This is a genomic window from Nitrospira sp. Kam-Ns4a (genome assembly GCF_965152595.1).
On the sequence record NZ_OZ224218.1, the window covers coordinates 769695 to 785712 of the forward strand.

Sequence of the window (16018 nt, forward strand, 5' to 3'; positions counted from 1 at the left end):
GTAGGCTGACAGCGGTGGACTTTTCCAAGGAGGACCTATGGCCAAGGCACTCGAGGACATCGCGGCGGCGATCAAGCGGGCGGAGCTGCTACAAATGTACTACTACCTGCGCCTGACCCGGTCGCTGGAGGACCGAATCACGGCCCTCTACCGGCAGGGCCGGATCGTGGGCGGCGTGTACACGAGCAACGGCATGGAAGCCATCGCCGTCGGCTACGCCTCCGCGCTCGAGCGGGATGACATCATCGCACCCTATCACCGGGACGTAGGCGCGTTCCTGGTCCGCGGCATCACCCCCGGCGAGATCGTGGCGCAATACCTCGGCAAGCGCACCGGCCCGACCAAAGGCAAGGATGGAAACGTGCACATCGGCGACCTGAAGCGCGGCGTCATCGGCTTCGTGAGCCACCTGGCGGACAACCTGCCCGTCGCAGCCGGGGCGGCCCTGGCGTTCAAGATCCGAGGCGAGGCCCGCGTCGTGGTCACGAACACGGGCGACGGCGGGACCAGCCGCGGCGACTTCCACGAGGCGATGAACTTCGCGGCCGTCCGCAAGCTACCGGTGGTCTTCTTCTGCAACAACAACCAATACGCCTACTCCACCCCGCTGTCCCTGCAGATGGCGATCCCCGACGTCGCCGACCGGGCCAAGGCCTACGGCATGCCCAGCGAGATCGTGGACGGGAACGACGTGGCCGCGGTCTTCCTTGCGGCGAAGCGGGCGATCCGCCGCGCGCGCGAGGGCGGCGGGCCGACGTTCATCGAATGCAAGACCATGCGGATGCACGGCCACTCCGAGCACGACTCGGCCAAGTACGTGCCGCGCGCGCTGCTGGAGGAGTGGAAGCCGAAGGATCCGATTCCGCGGGCCGAGCGCCTGCTGCGCGAGCTGGGCTACGCGGACGAGGCGACATTCCAGGAGGTCGGCGAGCGGGTCGTCAAGGAGGTCGAGGCGGCCGTCGAGTTCGGCGAGCGGAGCCCGCTTCCGGAGGGCCCAGAGGTTCTGACCGGCGTCTTCGCGACCGACGAGGAGGTAAGGCCATGACGACCGCGACCGCACCCCACACGACGGGGCAGGAGGTCACCTATCTGGAGGCGATCTCCCAGGCGCTCGACGAGGAAATGGCCCGCGACGAGCGCGTGTTCCTGATGGGCGAGGACATCGGCCCCTACGGCGGCGCCTTCCGAATCACGGAGGGGTTCCAGGCCAAGTACGGGGAATGGCGCGTGCTCGACACGCCGCTGTCCGAGTCCGGGTTCGTCGGAGCCGCCATCGGCGCGGCCATGATGGGCCTGCGGCCCGTCGTGGAGATGCAGTTCGCCGACTTCATCTCCTGCGCCTTCGATCAGATCACCGAGGTGGCCGCGAAGAACCACTACCGGTGGGGCGCGCCGGTCCCGCTCGTGATCCGCGCCCCCTTTGGCGGCGGGGTGCACGGCGGCCCCTTCCACTCGGAGTGTCCCGAGGGCTGGTTCTTCCATTCGCCGGGCCTGAAGCTGGTCGCGCCCTCGACGCCCTACGACGCCAAGGGATTGCTCAAGGCAGCGATCCGCGACCCGAACCCTGTACTCTACTTCGAGCACAAGTTCCTCTACCGACGCATCAAGGCCCTGCTGCCGACGGAGGACTACATCGTGCCGATCGGGGTCGCCGACGTCAAACGAGCCGGGCGCGATATCTCGGTCATCACCTACGGCGCCATGGTGCACGTCGCGCTAGAGGCTGCGCAGGCCCTGGACGAGGAGGGCATTGACCTGGAGGTCGTGGACCTCCGCACGCTGACGCCGCTGGACAAGGAGACGATCTACGCCTCGGTGCGGAAGACCAGCAAGGCCATCCTACTGCACGAGGACAACAAGACCGGCGGGATCGGCGCCGAGATCGCCGCGCTGCTGGCCGAGGACTGCTTCGAGCATCTGGACGGCCCGGTCCTCCGGATCGCCGCGCCCGACACGCCGGTCCCGTTCAGCACGCCGCTTGAGGAGTACTTTCTCCCGAAGGCGGGCGACGTGATCGCCGCGGCCCGGAAGCTGGCCGCCTACTAGAAACGGTGATGGGTGATGGGTGCTGTGTGAGGGGTCGGATTCTTAGGCTCTCTCCCTTAACCCGTCACCCATCACCGATCACTCATCACGAGGGCTTCGGTGGCGACTGATATCATCATGCCCCAGCTCGGGGAGAGCATCGCCGAGGGCACCGTCATCAAGTGGCTCATTCCCATCGGCGGGCGGGTCGAGAAGGACCAGGCGCTCGTCGAGGTGGAGACCGACAAGGTCTCGCTAGAGATCCCCTCCCCGACGGGCGGCTTCTTGTCCGAGGTCCTCGTCCGGGAAGGCCAGACGGTCCCGATCGGGACCCTGCTGGCACGCCTGGAGGAGGAACGGCCCGCCGCAGGGGTCGTCAACCGCGTCGGCGGGGTGGTCGTCAAACCCGTGGCTCCAGCCGAAGGGGCAGCAGACCACTACTCGCCCGCCGTGCGGCAGCTCGCGAAGGAGCGCGGGGTGGACCTCTCGCTGGTCAAGGGCACGGGGGCCGGTGGGCGCGTGACCAAGCGGGACGTGCTCGACTTCCTGGAAAAAACGGGGGCGTCGGCCACATCGGCTCCCGCAACGGCGCAACCGACGCCCGGCCCTCAGGCGACTGCCCAGAGCCTCCCGCGCGAGGGGGAGGAAATCCTCCCGCTCACCGCCATGCGGAAGACCATCGCCGAGCGGATGCTCGCAAGTCGCCGCACCGCGGCCCACGTCGCGACGTTTTTCGAAGCGGACTTCTCGCGCATCGTGCAGGTCCGGGAAGGGCTGGCGTTGACCTACCTGCCCTTCGTCATCCATGCCGTGGCCCGCGGGATCCGAGAAGTCCCCATTCTGAACAGTTCGTGGGGCGACCAGGGCATCCTCATCAAGAAGGACATCCACATCGGGATCGCGGTCGCGCTTGAAGACGGGCTCCTGGTGCCGGTGATCCGCCACGCGGACCAGAGGGGGCTCCGGCAGCTCGGCCAGGAGATCGCCGATCTTGCCGAGCGGGCCCGGACCAAGCGGCTGAGCCCTGAGGAGGTGCAGGGCGGCACCTTTACGATCACCAACCACGGCGGCGGCGGGAGCCTCTTCAGCACGCCGATCATCCACCAGCCTCAGATCGCTATCCTGGGCGTCGGGGCGGTTCAGAAGCGCGCGGTCGTGCTCAACGACGCGATCGCCATCCGGCCGATGGCCTATCTCAGCCTCTCCTTCGACCATCGGGTTATTGACGGGGCTACGGCCGACCGGTTCATGGCAAAGGTCAAGGCCTTTTTGGAGCAAAGCGATTGGGAGAAGTTCCTGTGAAGAACCGAGCAGCCGTCATCGTCAGCGCCGTCCGCACCCCGCTGGGCAGCTTTAACGGTGTCTTCAGTTCCGTGCCCGCGACCAGGCTGGGTAGCCTCGCGATCGCCGAGGCGCTCCGGCGCATCCGGCTCCCGGGCGACCGGGTGGACGAGGTGTACATGGGCTGCGTGCTCGCCGCGGGGCTGGGCCAAGCCCCTGCGCGGCAGGCCGCGATCGGCGCGGGCATCCCGACCGCGGTCGGGGCCACCACGGTCAACAAGGTCTGCGGCTCGAGCCTCATGACCATCATCATGGCCGCGCAGGCGATCGGGATGGGCGACGCCCAGATCGTCGTCGCCGGCGGGATGGAGAGCATGACCCGCGCGCCCTATCTGCTGGAGAAGGCCCGCCAGGGCTACCGGCTCGGCCATGCGGAGCTGGTGGACAGCCTCGTCAAGGACGGGCTCTGGGACGTCTACAACAACTTTCACATGGGCAACGGCGGGGAGCTCTGCGCAGCCAAGTACCGCTTGACCCGGCAGGAGCTGGACGACTTCGCGCTCGAGAGCTACCGGCGGGCGCGCGAAGCCATCGCCTCGGGCGCCTTCAAGCGCGAAATCGTCCCCGTGGAGGTCCCGCAGAAGAAAGGCGGGCCGCTGACCGTGACCGAGGACGAGGAGCCGAACCGGGTGGACCTGAGCCGCCTCCGCGACCTGAAGCCGGTCTTTCAGGCGGACGGCGTGCTGACGGTCGGCAACTCTCCCTCCTGCAACGACGGCGCGGCGGCCCTCGTCGTCATGGCAGAGGACGAAGCGAAGACCTTGGGCCTGACGCCAATGGCCCGGATCGCCGGCTACGCTGGCGTGGCGCTGGATCCGGAATGGTTCACGATCGCACCGGTGGAGGCGATCCGCCGGCTGCTCAAGAAGACCGGCCTGTCCCTCGGCGACATTGACCTGTTCGAGATCAACGAGGCCTTCTCGGCGGTCTCGCTGGCCATCAACCGCGAGCTCGGGCTCGACCCGGCGAAGGTGAACGTCCACGGCGGGGCCGTGGCGCTCGGCCATCCGATCGGCGCGACGGGTGCGCGGATCCTGACCACGTTGCTCTACGCGCTGGAGGCGCGTGGCGGGCGGCGTGGGATCGCGAGCCTCTGCATCGGCGGCGGGGAGGCGCTGGCGATCCTGGTCGAACGGGGCGAGAGGGAAGCGGCAAGGGACTAGCGGGAGGATCGGTTGGGCGTCAGATGAACGCCGACGAGATCAAAAGCATCGGGATCGTCGGAGCGGGGCAGATGGGCGCCGGCATCGCCCAGGTCGCCACGGCGAGCGGGTGGTCCGTGCTGCTCTACGACGTGAGCGAGGCCGCGCGGCGGGCTGCCCTGCGCCGACTCGGCGAGGGATTGGCGCGAGCCGCCGAGAAGGGAGGGCTGCCGCCGGACCAGATCGAACCGTGCCTGGCCCGGATCCGGCCGACAGACCGTCTCGACGCACTGGCGGAGGCGCAGCTCGTCATCGAGGCTGCCCCCGAGGACGCCGCCCTCAAGGGGGAGCTGTTCCGGGAGCTCGGCCGGCTCTGCAAGCCCGAGGCAGTCCTGGCCAGCAACACCTCGGCGATCTCGATCACGAAACTGGGCGCGGCCTCCGGCCGGCCCGACCGCGTGGTCGGCCTGCACTTCATGAACCCCGTGCCGGTGATGCGGCTGGTCGAGGTGGTCCGCGGCCTCGAGACCTCGGACGCGACCACGGCGGTCGCCCTTGCGGTCGCGCAGCGCCTCGGCAAGACCCCCGTCGTCTGCCGGGACGGGCCCGGCTTTATCGTGAATCGGGTCCTTATGCCGATGCTGAACGAAGCGATCTTCCTGCTCCAGGAGCAGCCCGAGCTGACCCCAGAGCAGATTGACCAGGCGATGACCGCAGGCACCAACCAGCCCGTCGGCCCGCTCGCGCTCGCCGACCGGATCGGGCTCGACACCGTGCTCGCCATCTGCGAGGTCCTGCACCAGGACCTGGGCGACCCGAAGTTCCGCCCCTGCCCGCTCCTGCGCCGGTACGTCGCGGCTGGCCGGCTGGGACGAAAGAGCGGCCGGGGGTTCTACGTCTATGACCGTCGTTCGTGACGCGTCGCTCGCAGCGGTGAGACTCCACACTCCGAAGGCGTCGTGATGGACGAGAGAAAACAGCACTTTGCGTCCCTCTCCGGCCTGCCCATCGCGCGGGTCTATACCCGCGAGGACCTCAAGGACTGGGATCCCGCGACTGACCTCGGCGAACCGGGCGGCTTTCCCTACACCCGCGGCGTCTATTCGACCATGTACCGGGGCCGGCTCTGGACCATGCGCCAGTTCGCCGGCTTCGGGTCGGCCGAGGCTACCAATCGCCGATTCAAATACTTGCTGGAGCATGGGCAAACCGGGTTGAGCGTCGCCTTCGACATGCCGACCCTGATGGGGCTCGACGCGGACGACCCCCGCGCGCACGGCGAAGTCGGCCATTGCGGCGTGGCGGTGTCCTCGCTCGCCGACATGGAACGGCTCTTCGCGGACATCCCGCTCGACCAGGTCACCACCTCGATGACGATCAACGGGCCGGCCGCGGTCCTCTTCGCCATGTACCTCGCGGTGGCGGAACGGCGCGGGATCCCCTTCGACCGGCTCGGCGGTACGCTGCAGAACGACATCCTCAAGGAGTACATCGCCCAGAAGGAATGGCTCTTCCCGCCCGAGCCGTCCCTTCGGCTGATCACCGACACGGTCGCCTATTGCGCGGCCCACGTCCCGAAGTGGCACCCGATCAGCATCAGCGGCTACCACATCCGGGAGGCCGGCTCGACGGCGGTCCAGGAGCTGGCCTTCACGCTCTACGACGGCCTGACCTACGTGGAACAGGCGGTCAAAGCCGGCTTGGACGTGGACGTGTTCGCACCCCGCCTCTCGTTCTTCTTCAACGTCCACAATGACTTCTTCGAGGAGATCGCCAAGTTTCGGGCCGCCCGGCGGCTCTGGGCCCGCGAGATGCAGCGGCGCTACCACCCGAAAGATCCGCGCTCGCTCCAGCTCCGCTGTCACGCGCAGACGGCCGGCTGTTCGCTGACCGCGCAGCAGCCGCTGAACAACGTCGTCCGCACGACGCTCCAGGCCCTCGCAGCCGTGCTCGGCGGGACGCAGTCGCTCCACACAAACTCGATGGACGAGACGCTGGCGCTGCCCACCGAAGAGGCGGTCAAGCTCGCCCTCCGCACCCAGCAGATCATCGCCCACGAGAGCGAGGTCGCAAACACGGTGGACCCGCTCGGCGGGTCCTACTACGTCGAGCATCTCACGAACCAATTGGAAGAAGGCGCGCGGGAGTATTTTCGCAAGCTGGACGCGATGGGCGGGATGGTCGCGGCGATCGAGCGGGGGTATCCGCAGCGGGAGATCCTGGAAGCTTCCCAGCGCTACCAGCGCGAAGTCGAACAGAAGGACCGGATCATCGTGGGCCTCAACGAGCACGTGGAGCCCGAGGCGCGCCCGATCCCGATCCTGAAGATCGGCCCGGAGGTGGAGCGGGAGCAGGTCGCACGGCTGTCGGACCTGCGGAAGGCCCGCGATCCCTTCAAGATGGCCGGTGCGCTAGAGGCCCTGCAGGAGGCCGCGACCTGCGGCGAGAACGTGATGCCGTACTTGATCGAGGCGGTGAAGGCGAAGGCGACGCTGGGGGAGGTGTGCGCGGCGCTAAAGGAGGTGTTCGGGACATACCGGGAGCCGGTAGTGCTGTGAGACCTCGGCTGGCGAAGGGCGGGCAAGAGTGTCGCGGCTGACGAACGGCGCGTGGGCTTGTTTCCGAATAGTGACGCGTCATGAAGCTCGGGGCATTTGAGATATTTCCGGTCAGCGACGGTCGGTTCCGGCTGGACGGCGGAGCGATGTTCGGCGTGGTGCCGAAGGTACTCTGGGAGCGCTGCTGCCACGCCGACGAGCGCAACCGCATCCCGCTGGCCCTGACCCCCCTGCTCATCCGCGCCCACGGCAAGCACCTCCTCGTGGACACGGGCATCGGCGAGCAGGGGGACGGGAAGTTCCGGGACCTGTACGCGGTGGACCGGACGCCGCCGTTGCTCGACTCGTTGAAGCGGCTGGGCTTGGGACCGGAGGATATTCACCTCGTGATCAACACACACCTGCACTTCGACCATGCGGGCGGGAACACCCGGCGGGAGGCGGGCGGCCGGCTGGTTCCCGCCTTCCCCAAGGCGACCTACCTCGTCCAGCGGGGCGAGTACGAGGACGCGGTCCTGCCCAACGAACGCACGAAGGCCAGTTACCGGCCCGAGACGTTCCTGCCGATCGCGCAGGCCCGCCGCTGGGAGTTCGTGGAAGGGGACGCCGAAATCCTGCCGGGGGTCTCCGTAGTCGTGACCCACGGCCACACCGCGCACCACCAGGCCGTCCGGATCGAGTCCGAGGGCCAGGTGGCCTTCTACCTCGGCGACCTGATTCCGACGAGGGCACACCTGCCGCTCCCCTACATCATGGGTTACGACCTCTACCCGGTCCAGACGCTGGAGGCGAAGCGCCGTGTGCTCGAGCGGGCTTACGACGAGCAGTGGCTGCTCGTGTTCGAGCATGACCCAACCGCCGCGATCGGGCGTCTGCGGAAGGCGCGGGACGGGAGGTATTCGCTCGAGGAGGTGACGGCATGACCGTGGCCAGCAAGCCGATCCGGGTCCTGCTGGGCAAGGTCGGGCTGGACGGGCACGATCGGGGCATCAAGCTGGTCGCCCGCGCGCTGCGCGACGCCGGGATCGAGGTGATCTACACCGGCCTGCACCAGACCCCGGAGCAGGTCGTCAGCACGGCGATCCAGGAGGACGTGCAGGCGATCGGCCTGAGCCTGCTCTCCGGCGCCCACAACTACCTCCTGCCGCGCGTGATCGAGCTGCTTGAGGAGCAGGGCGCGGAGGATATCGCGGTCTTCGGCGGCGGGATCATTCCGGATGAGGACATTCCTCGGCTGAAAGCCGCCGGGGTGCGGGCGATCTTCCGGCCGGGCACGCCGATGAGCGAGATCGTGGACTTCGTGAAAGGGCTCCGACCGTAACCATGCGGGTGCTGCAGACAGCCGTCGCGCCGGCCTCTGAAGACTTCAAGCGGAATCGTGCCCATTACCAGGGTCTGCTCGCCGACCTCAAGAAGCACCTCGCACAGGTCCAGGCCGGTGGGCCTCCCGACGCCGTCGCCCTCCACAAGCAGCGCGGGAAGCTCACGGCCCGCGAGCGGCTCGCCGCACTCCTCGATCCGCAGGCCCCCTGGCTGGAGCTGAGCCCCCTCGCCGCCTTCGGCCTCTACGACAACCAGGTCCCCGCCGCCGGTCTTATCACGGGCATCGGCTATATCGCGAAGCGACCCTGCGTCATCGCCGCGAACGACGCGACGGTCAAAGGCGGCACCTATTTCCCCATCACGATCAAGAAGCATCTCCGCGCGCAGGAGATCGCGCTGGAGAACCGGCTCCCGGCGATCTACCTGGTGGACTCCGGCGGGGTCTTCCTCCCCCTGCAGGCCGAAGTCTTTGCGGACAAGGAGCACTTCGGCCGCATCTTCTACAACCAGGCGCGGATGTCCGCGCTGGGCATCCCCCAGATCGCCGTGGTGATGGGCATGTGCACCGCCGGTGGGGCGTACGTGCCGGCCCTGTGCGATGAAAACGTGATCGTGCGAGGGACCGGCACGATCTACTTGGCGGGCCCGCCGCTGGTCAAGGCCGCGACCGGCGAAGAGGTGACCCCGGAAGAACTCGGCGGCGCGGATGTGCACACGCGGCTCTCCGGCGTCAGCGACCATCTGGCCGACAACGATCGGGAGGCCCTGGCGCTCTGCCGGTCCATCGTGGCCACGCTGGGCCGCCGACCTGTCAAGCTCCGCCACGCGGACCGCACGGCGATCGAGGAGCCCCTGTATCCGGCGGACGAGCTGTACGGCCTCATCCCGAGCACCCCGCGCCAGCCCATCGAAGCGCGGGAGGTCATCGCCCGCTTGGTGGACGGGAGCCGGTTTCACGAGTTCAAGGCCCGATACGGCCCTACGCTCGTCTGCGGGTTCGCGCACTGGATGGGCCATCTGGTCGGCATCCTCGCAAACAACGGCATCCTCTTCGGCGAAGCTGCGCTCAAGGGTGCCCATTTCGTCCAACTGTGCAACCAGCGCCGCGTACCGCTGATCTTCCTCCAGAACGTGCCGGGCTTCATGGTCGGAAAAGAGTACGAGGCGCGCGGGATCATCAAGGACGGGGCCAAGATGGTGCAGGCCGTCGCGACCGCCGAGGTGCCGAAGCTCACCGTGATCATTGGCGCCTCGCACGGTGCGGGCAACTATGCGATGTGCGGGCGGGCGTATGCGCCGCGGTTCTTGTTCACCTGGCCGAACGCCAGGATCTCGGTGATGGGCGCCGCGCAGGCCGCGCAGGTGCTGACGACGATCAAGCACCAGCAGGGCGAGCGCGGCCGGCCGCCCCTGTCCGCGGCGGAAGAGCGACGGATCGCCGACGGCATCCACCAGCAATACGAGCAGGAAGGCAGCCCGTACTTCAGCACGGCGCGGCTCTGGGACGACGGGATCCTGGATCCCGTGGACACCCGGCGCGTGCTCGGCCTGTGTCTCGATGTCGCCCTGGCGGCGCCGGTCCGCGAGACCCGGGCCCCGGTCTTCCGGATGTGAGGCGAAGGATGGGCTGCGGGACGGCGATCGCGGTGGAGACTCGCGAGGGGGTCGCACATGTCACCCTGAAGCGGCCGGAGCGGCGCAACGCGTTCGATGCGCAGATGGCCGTCGAGCTGCGCGACGCTGCCGAAGCCCTCGGCCGGGACCCCAGGCTCCGAGCCATTGTCCTCGCCGGGGCGGGCCCCGCCTTTTGCGCGGGAGCGGACCTGCGCTGGCTGCGGCCGGAGACGCCGGTGTCGGAGGCGCAGGCGCGGGACGATGCGGACCGGCTGACCCGCCTGTACCAGGCGATCGACGAGTGTCCCTGCCCGGTGATCGGCAGCATCCACGGCGCCGCGTTCGGCGGCGGCGTGGGGCTGGTCGCCGTCTGCGACATCGCCGTCGCCGCTGAGGAGACCGTCTTCGCGCTCAGCGAAGCCCGCCTGGGATTGGTCCCAGCGATCATCCTGCCGTACCTGCTGCGAAGGGTGGGGGAATCCTTCTTGCGGCGCTACGCCCTGACCGGCGAGTCCTTCTCCGCCCTCGTGGCCCGACAGGCCGGTCTCGTCCACGACGTGGTGCCGAAGGACGCCCTCGATAAAAGAACCGACGAGTTGGTCGGAGCGATCCAACGGGCGGGCCCTCAGGCCGTTCGTGCCACCAAGGCGTTGCTCCGCCGCCTGGCCTCGCTCCCGGACGCAGAGCGATCGGCGGCTTGCGCCCAGGCCAATGTCCAGGCCCGGCTCTCGCCGGAGGCCAGCGAGGGTCTGCGCGCGTTCTTCGAGAAGCGCCCGCCGGCCTGGGCCCGCGGCACAGGGTAAAGTATGGCGCAGCCGACCGGACCGATCCGGATCATCGAAGTCGGCCCGCGCGACGGGCTGCAAAACGAGCCGCGGCCGGTCCCCACCGAGGCCAAGGTCGCGTTCATCAACGCCCTGGCGCGGACCGGGGTCGGGGAGATCGAAGCCGGCGCGTTCGTCTCGCCACGCGCCGTCCCGCAGCTCGCGGACTCCGACGACGTGTTCCGCAAGATCGAGCGGGTGCCCGGCGTGACCTACTCGGCATTGGTGCCCAACCAGCGCGGCCTGGAGCGCGCCCGCGCGGCGGGCGTGCAGAAGATCGCGGTCTTCACCGCAGCCTCGGAGACCTTCGTCCAGCGCAACATCCGCGCCACGATCCAGGAGTCGCTCGACCGCTTCAAGCCGGTGGTCGCTGCGGCGAAACGGGAGGGGATGGCGACGCGCGGCTATGTCTCGAGCGCGGTGTTCTGCCCCTACGAGGGCCGAATCCCGCCCGCGCGTGTGCTGGAGGTCACGCGCCGGCTCTTGGACCTCGGCGTGGAGGAGATCTCGTTAGGCGACACGATCGGCAAGGCCTCGCCCGCGGACGTGCGGCGGTTGCTGGACGCCGTGCTGCCCCACCTGGGCCGGGCCGGCCTGGCCTTGCATTTCCATGACACTTACGGAATGGCCGTGGCCAACGCCCTGACCGCCTGGGGGGAGTACGGTCTCACCGCCTTCGACAGCTCCGCCGGAGGCCTGGGAGGCTGTCCCTATGCGCCGGGGGCAACCGGGAACGTGGCCACTGAGGACCTCGTCTATGCGCTCAAAGCCTCAGGCGCGACCGTTTTGGTGGACGAGCTGCGCGTGGTGGACGCGGCGCGGCAGCTCAGCGCGGCCTTGGGACATGCCTTGCGGTCCCACCTCGCTCAGGTCTGTGGCCCAGGGCCGGACAAGGAAGATGGCTGATGACCGCGCCCACGTCCGGTCCGCACAACAGAAGCCCCCTGGATGTCTCGCTTCTGGCGCAGCAGGTCGCAGCCGGAGCGGTCCGGGCCATCTCCCGGACGATCAGCCTGCTGGAGAACCAGGAGCCGGAGGGGCTCGCTGTGCTGGAGCGATTACCGGCACCGGCCAGGCCGGCCCAGATCGTCGGGATCACCGGCTATCCCGGCGCAGGCAAGAGCACGGTGATAGACCAACTCGTCACCGCCTACCGGCGGCAGGGCAAGCGCGTCGCCATCCTCGCCGTGGATACGTCGAGCCCGGTCACCGGCGGCGCCCTCTTGGGCGACCGGATTCGGATGCAGGCGCACGCGGCGGACCGCGGCGTGTTCATCCGCAGCATGGCGACCCGTGGCCACCAGGGCGGCATCGCGCGGGCGACCGGCCAGGCTGTCCGGGTGCTGGCGGCGGCCGGCTACGAGACGATCCTCATCGAGACCATCGGGGTCGGGCAGCAAGAGGTGGGTATCCGACACCTCGCTCGCACGGTTGTGGTGGTCGTGGCCCCTGGGCTCGGGGACGAGGTGCAGGCCATGAAGGCGGGGCTGCTGGAGGTTGCGGACCTCGTCGTGGTGAACAAGGGCGACCACGAGGGCGCGGACGCGACAGTCCGCGACCTGGCCGGCTGGGTGCCGCGGGTCCTCCGCACGGTCGCCCTCAAGGGCGAGGGTATTCCTGAGCTGGTCGAGGCCATCGCCGCGCTCCAGCCCAGCGGGTCGTCATGAGCCTGAGACCGCCGGCCCAGCCGGCTCGTCCTGCGGCAGGTACTCCTCACGGTAGATCTCAAGCGCCGTCAGCAGCAGCGCCACGAGGATCGGCCCCAGGAAGATGCCGATGAGGCCGTAGACCGCCAGGCCGCCGAGCACGCCGAAGAACACGGCGACGGCGGGGATCCGGGCCCCCTGGCCGATCACCAGGGGCTTGAGGATGTTGTCCGCCAGCGTTACCACCCCGGCGCCCCAGCCCAGCATCACCAGCGCCTTCCACAGCGGTCCCGCCCAATAGAGGGACAGCGCGACCGGTGCCCACACCAAGGCCGTCCCGCCGAAGGGCAGCGGGGCCAGCACCATGGTCATGGCCGTCAGGAAGACTGGGAACGGCGCGCCGAGGGTCGCGTAGGCGACACCGGCGAGCAGGCCCTGCACGACCGCCGTCAGGAGCACCCCCTTGACTACCGCCCGCAAGGTCTCGTCCAGCCGGGTGAAGATCCGCTGCTTATGGGCGTGATCGAGCGGGATCACCTGGTACAGGGCCGCGTAGAGCCGGCGACCGTCCCGGAAGAGGACGAACAGGGTGAAGATCATGACGAAGAAGTCAGCCGCCAGCCGGAAGGCGTTGGTCACAAGGCCTGCGGCTTGGTTCACCACGAACTCGCTGAGCACCCGGCCGCTCTGGAGCAGAAAGGCCTCCAGCTTCTCTGGCGTCACCAGCGACCAACTCCACAGGGGCTGCAGGAGCGGCCCGCCAAGCGTCCCGGAGCCGAGTTCGCCGAGGAGCTGCTGCATGCCCCCGGCCCGGATCCACTCGGTCAGGGCCGCGTAGGCGGAGCCGACCTCGCGGACCAGGAGCAGGCCCAGGATCAGGACCGGCACGACGCCGAGGACCATGATCGCGGCGGTCAGGAGGGCGGCGGCGACGCCGTCGCGCCCGCCCGCTAGGCGGGCGAGCCGCACGTGGGCAGGCATGGCGAGGTGCGCGAGGATCGCGGCCCAGAGCGCTGGCCAGAGGAACGGCTGAAAGACCAGCGCGAGTTGGTAGAGGAGGAGCGCGACCGCCGCAAAGAAGCAGACCGTGAAGACCTGGCGGCGCGTCATACCACCGGGTCCGTCAACCAACAACCGGGACGGCCCGGCCTGGCCGACGGACAAGGGATCGGAGCCTGATGAAGGAGGCGTTGCATGGATTGCCGGCGCAGGGCGCGATAAAGGCTCAGGAATCGGGAAAGATCGGCTTGCGCTTCTCGAGGAAGGCGGTCGTGCCCTCCTTCTTCTCAGGAGTCTCGCACAGCTCGCCGAACAGCTCGGCCTCGCGCGCAAGCCCTTCCGCTAGCGGGCTGTCGAGCCCGGTCCGAATCGCCCGGAGCGCCGCCTGGGTGGCCAGTCGGCCCTTGTTCGTGATCAGACCAGCCAGCACCTTCGCCTGCGCCACAACCTCCTGAGCGGGCACTACGCGGTTGACCAATCCCAAGGTGAGTGCCTCCTCCGAGGTGATGGCTTCGCCGGTGAGGATCAGCTCGGCTGCCCTGGACGGACCGATAATCCGCTGCAGCCGCTGCGTCCCGCCGAACCCCGGGATGAGGCCCAACTTGATCTCGGGTAGGCCGAGCGAGATCCCGGCCGCGGCCACGCGCATGTGGCAGGCCATCGCCAGCTCGAGGCCGCCGCCGAAGCAAGCGCCGGTGATCGCCGCGATGACCGGCTTGTCGAACCGCTCGATCCGGTTGAGCAACGCCTGGCCGCGGGCGGAGAACTCGAAGCCCTGGTGGGCAGTCTGCAGCGTGGCGATCTCCTTGACGTCGGCGCCGGGGCAAAAGAACCGGCCGGCCGCGGTCAGGACGACCACCCGCACGGCTCGGTCCGCCTCCAGCGTGCTGAACAGGTGATCCAGCTCGACCAGCACCGCGGTGTTGAGCACGTTCGAGGGCGGGTTGTCCAAAGTCACGGTGGCGATGCGGTCCTGGGTGGTCACGGTCACATAGGCATCGGCCATATTTCTTTCCCCCCTTGCGCCGGGTCCGTCGTCCCATCCTAGCAGAAATGCGCTCCTCCGTCATGACGGTGTGTTAGAATAGCCTCCATTGGAGGTATCGCCTCCGTGATTGCGGATCGGTTGGCCGACTACGCGCACTTCCTTTCCGCCGCCCGCCTGCCCGCTGACGTCGTCCACGAAGTCAAGCGCCGGATGCTGGACAGCCTGGGCTGCGCCTTCGGCGCCTGGGACGCCCCTCCGTGCCGGATCGCTCGCCGGGTCGCCCGAGTCGTGACGGGGCCAGGCGGCGCGACCCTGTGGGGCACGCGGTATAAGACCTTGCCGGACCTTGCGGCTTTCGCGAACGGGGCGCTCGTCCGCTATCTCGACTTCAACGATACGTATCTCTCCCGGGAGCCGGCTCATCCCTCGGACAACCTCTCCGCGGTTCTGGCGGCTGGCGAGGCGGTCGGGGCCTCGGGCCGGCAGGTGATCCAGGCGCTCGCCCTGGCCTACGAGGTCCACTGCCGCCTCTGCGACGCGGCGGCGCTGCGCCCGCGCGGCTGGGACCACGTCACCTATGGCCCGATCAGCGCGGCCCTCGGCGTGGCCAAGGTCTGGAAGCTGTCCCGGGCCCAGACGGTGCAGGCGGTGAACCTCGCCACCGTGGCCAACGTGGCGCTCCGGCAGACCCGGGTCGGCGACCTCTCGATGTGGAAGGCCTGCGCGTTCTCCAACGCCGCCCGCAACGGCGTCTTCGCCGCAGGGCTTGCGCGGGAGGGCATGACCGGGCCTTCGCCGATCTTCGAAGGCGAGAAGGGCTTCATGAAGCTGGTCTCAGGCCCGCTGGAGCTGGGTGCATTCGGCGGCGAGCGCGAGGCCGGCGGGGCGCCCGCGCCGTTCAAAATCCTCGACACCTACATCAAGCACTATCCGGTCGAGTACCATGCGCAGACGGCGGTCGAGGCCGCCCTCGTCGTGCGGGACTCGCTGCTCGACGCCGAAGGGCGCGCGGGCCTGGCGGGCATCACGGAGGTGGAGATCGGGAGCTACGACGTGGCGATCGAGATCATTGGGCGCGATCCCGAGAAGTGGCGCCCCGCCACGCGCGAGACCGCCGACCATAGCTTTCCCTACTGCGTGGCCGTGGCGCTGCTGGACGGCACCGTCACGCTGGAATCCTTTACGCCGAAGCGGCTGCGCAGGGCGGACGTCCAGGCGCTCATGCAGAAGGTGCGCGTGGTCGAGCTGGAGGACTTCGCCGGGTGGTATCCGCAGGCGATGCCGACGCGCCTCACCGTCCGGACCGGCGCGGGCAAGGAATACGTCAAGCAGGTGGACTTCCCCCTTGGCCACCCGCGCAACCCCATGTCGGACCGGGAGGTGGAAGAGAAGTTTCGGTTCTTGGCCGCCGGCACGCTCGACCGTGCCCGGGCCGGCAAGGTCATTGACTTCGTCTGGAAGCTGGATCGCTGCGGGGACATCGGCGAGCTGATGCCGCTGCTCCGGATCGTGACGCGCACACCCGTTGCTTCGAAGCATGCAACGGGTACCCGGTGAC

15 protein-coding genes are annotated in these 16018 nt (G+C 68.7%); 13 read left to right on the top strand and 2 right to left on the bottom strand.

The genetic code is table 11. The features are described 5' to 3' along the window. Positions 1–37 precede the first annotated feature (37 nt). From ACWHYQ_RS03835 to meaB, 12 genes are all read left to right on the top strand, one after another. Positions 38–1045 (top strand): thiamine pyrophosphate-dependent dehydrogenase E1 component subunit alpha, encoded by a 1008-nt coding sequence (locus tag ACWHYQ_RS03835; protein WP_447974423.1) that lies wholly within the window; start codon positions 38–40, stop codon positions 1043–1045. Next, positions 1042–2046, top strand: coding sequence for an alpha-ketoacid dehydrogenase subunit beta (locus tag ACWHYQ_RS03840; RefSeq protein WP_447974424.1), 1005 nt, complete (start codon positions 1042–1044; stop codon positions 2044–2046). Before ACWHYQ_RS03835 ends, ACWHYQ_RS03840 begins: the two co-directional genes overlap by 4 nt. A gap of 99 nt (positions 2047–2145) precedes the next feature. Then, positions 2146–3327, top strand: a complete 1182-nt coding sequence (locus ACWHYQ_RS03845; RefSeq protein ID WP_447974425.1) for a dihydrolipoamide acetyltransferase family protein — start codon at positions 2146–2148, stop codon at positions 3325–3327. After that, positions 3324–4529 (top strand): thiolase family protein, encoded by a 1206-nt coding sequence (locus ACWHYQ_RS03850; RefSeq protein ID WP_447974426.1) that lies wholly within the window; start codon positions 3324–3326, stop codon positions 4527–4529. Before ACWHYQ_RS03845 ends, ACWHYQ_RS03850 begins: the two co-directional genes overlap by 4 nt. Before the next feature lie 23 nt (positions 4530–4552). Continuing rightward, positions 4553–5425 carry a 3-hydroxyacyl-CoA dehydrogenase family protein gene (locus tag ACWHYQ_RS03855; protein ID WP_447974427.1) on the top strand — a complete coding sequence of 291 codons (873 nt, stop codon included), beginning with the start codon at positions 4553–4555 and terminating at the stop codon, positions 5423–5425. 45 nt (positions 5426–5470) lie between these two features. Continuing rightward, positions 5471–7066, top strand: a complete 1596-nt coding sequence (locus tag ACWHYQ_RS03860; protein ID WP_447974428.1) for an acyl-CoA mutase large subunit family protein — start codon at positions 5471–5473, stop codon at positions 7064–7066. Positions 7067–7146: 80 nt separating this feature from the next. Further along, complete coding sequence (locus ACWHYQ_RS03865; protein ID WP_447974429.1) at positions 7147–7989, top strand: MBL fold metallo-hydrolase; 843 nt, start codon at positions 7147–7149, stop codon at positions 7987–7989. Next, entirely contained in the window at positions 7986–8387 is a 402-nt protein-coding gene (locus ACWHYQ_RS03870) for a cobalamin B12-binding domain-containing protein (protein ID WP_447974430.1), read from the top strand. The genes ACWHYQ_RS03865 and ACWHYQ_RS03870 overlap by 4 nt, the downstream gene beginning before the upstream one ends. A gap of 2 nt (positions 8388–8389) precedes the next feature. Next, a complete protein-coding gene (locus tag ACWHYQ_RS03875) occupies positions 8390–10003 on the top strand; it encodes a carboxyl transferase domain-containing protein (protein WP_447974431.1) in 1614 nt (537 codons plus the stop codon). An 8-nt stretch (positions 10004–10011) separates the two neighbouring features. Continuing rightward, positions 10012–10806 carry an enoyl-CoA hydratase-related protein gene (locus ACWHYQ_RS03880; protein WP_447974432.1) on the top strand — a complete coding sequence of 265 codons (795 nt, stop codon included), beginning with the start codon at positions 10012–10014 and terminating at the stop codon, positions 10804–10806. 3 nt (positions 10807–10809) lie between these two features. Continuing rightward, on the top strand, positions 10810–11733 hold the full coding sequence (locus tag ACWHYQ_RS03885; RefSeq protein WP_447974433.1) for a hydroxymethylglutaryl-CoA lyase: 924 nt from the start codon (positions 10810–10812) through the stop codon (positions 11731–11733). Further along, complete coding sequence (meaB, locus tag ACWHYQ_RS03890; RefSeq protein WP_447974434.1) at positions 11733–12494, top strand: methylmalonyl Co-A mutase-associated GTPase MeaB; 762 nt, start codon at positions 11733–11735, stop codon at positions 12492–12494. Before ACWHYQ_RS03885 ends, meaB begins: the two co-directional genes overlap by 1 nt. Here meaB and ACWHYQ_RS03895 read toward each other — a convergent pair. Both ACWHYQ_RS03895 and ACWHYQ_RS03900 read right to left on the bottom strand, forming a co-directional pair. Beyond that, on the bottom strand, positions 12489–13583 hold the full coding sequence (locus ACWHYQ_RS03895) for an AI-2E family transporter (RefSeq protein WP_447974435.1): 1095 nt from the start codon (positions 13581–13583) through the stop codon (positions 12489–12491). The two genes, meaB and ACWHYQ_RS03895, sit on opposite strands and share 6 nt — an antisense overlap. A gap of 115 nt (positions 13584–13698) precedes the next feature. After that, complete coding sequence (locus tag ACWHYQ_RS03900; protein WP_447974436.1) at positions 13699–14478, bottom strand: enoyl-CoA hydratase-related protein; 780 nt, start codon at positions 14476–14478, stop codon at positions 13699–13701. A gap of 105 nt (positions 14479–14583) precedes the next feature. Between ACWHYQ_RS03900 and ACWHYQ_RS03905 the strand changes: the two genes are divergently transcribed. After that, complete coding sequence (locus ACWHYQ_RS03905) at positions 14584–16017, top strand: MmgE/PrpD family protein (RefSeq protein ID WP_447974437.1); 1434 nt, start codon at positions 14584–14586, stop codon at positions 16015–16017. The last annotated feature ends 1 nt before the right edge of the window (position 16018 follow it).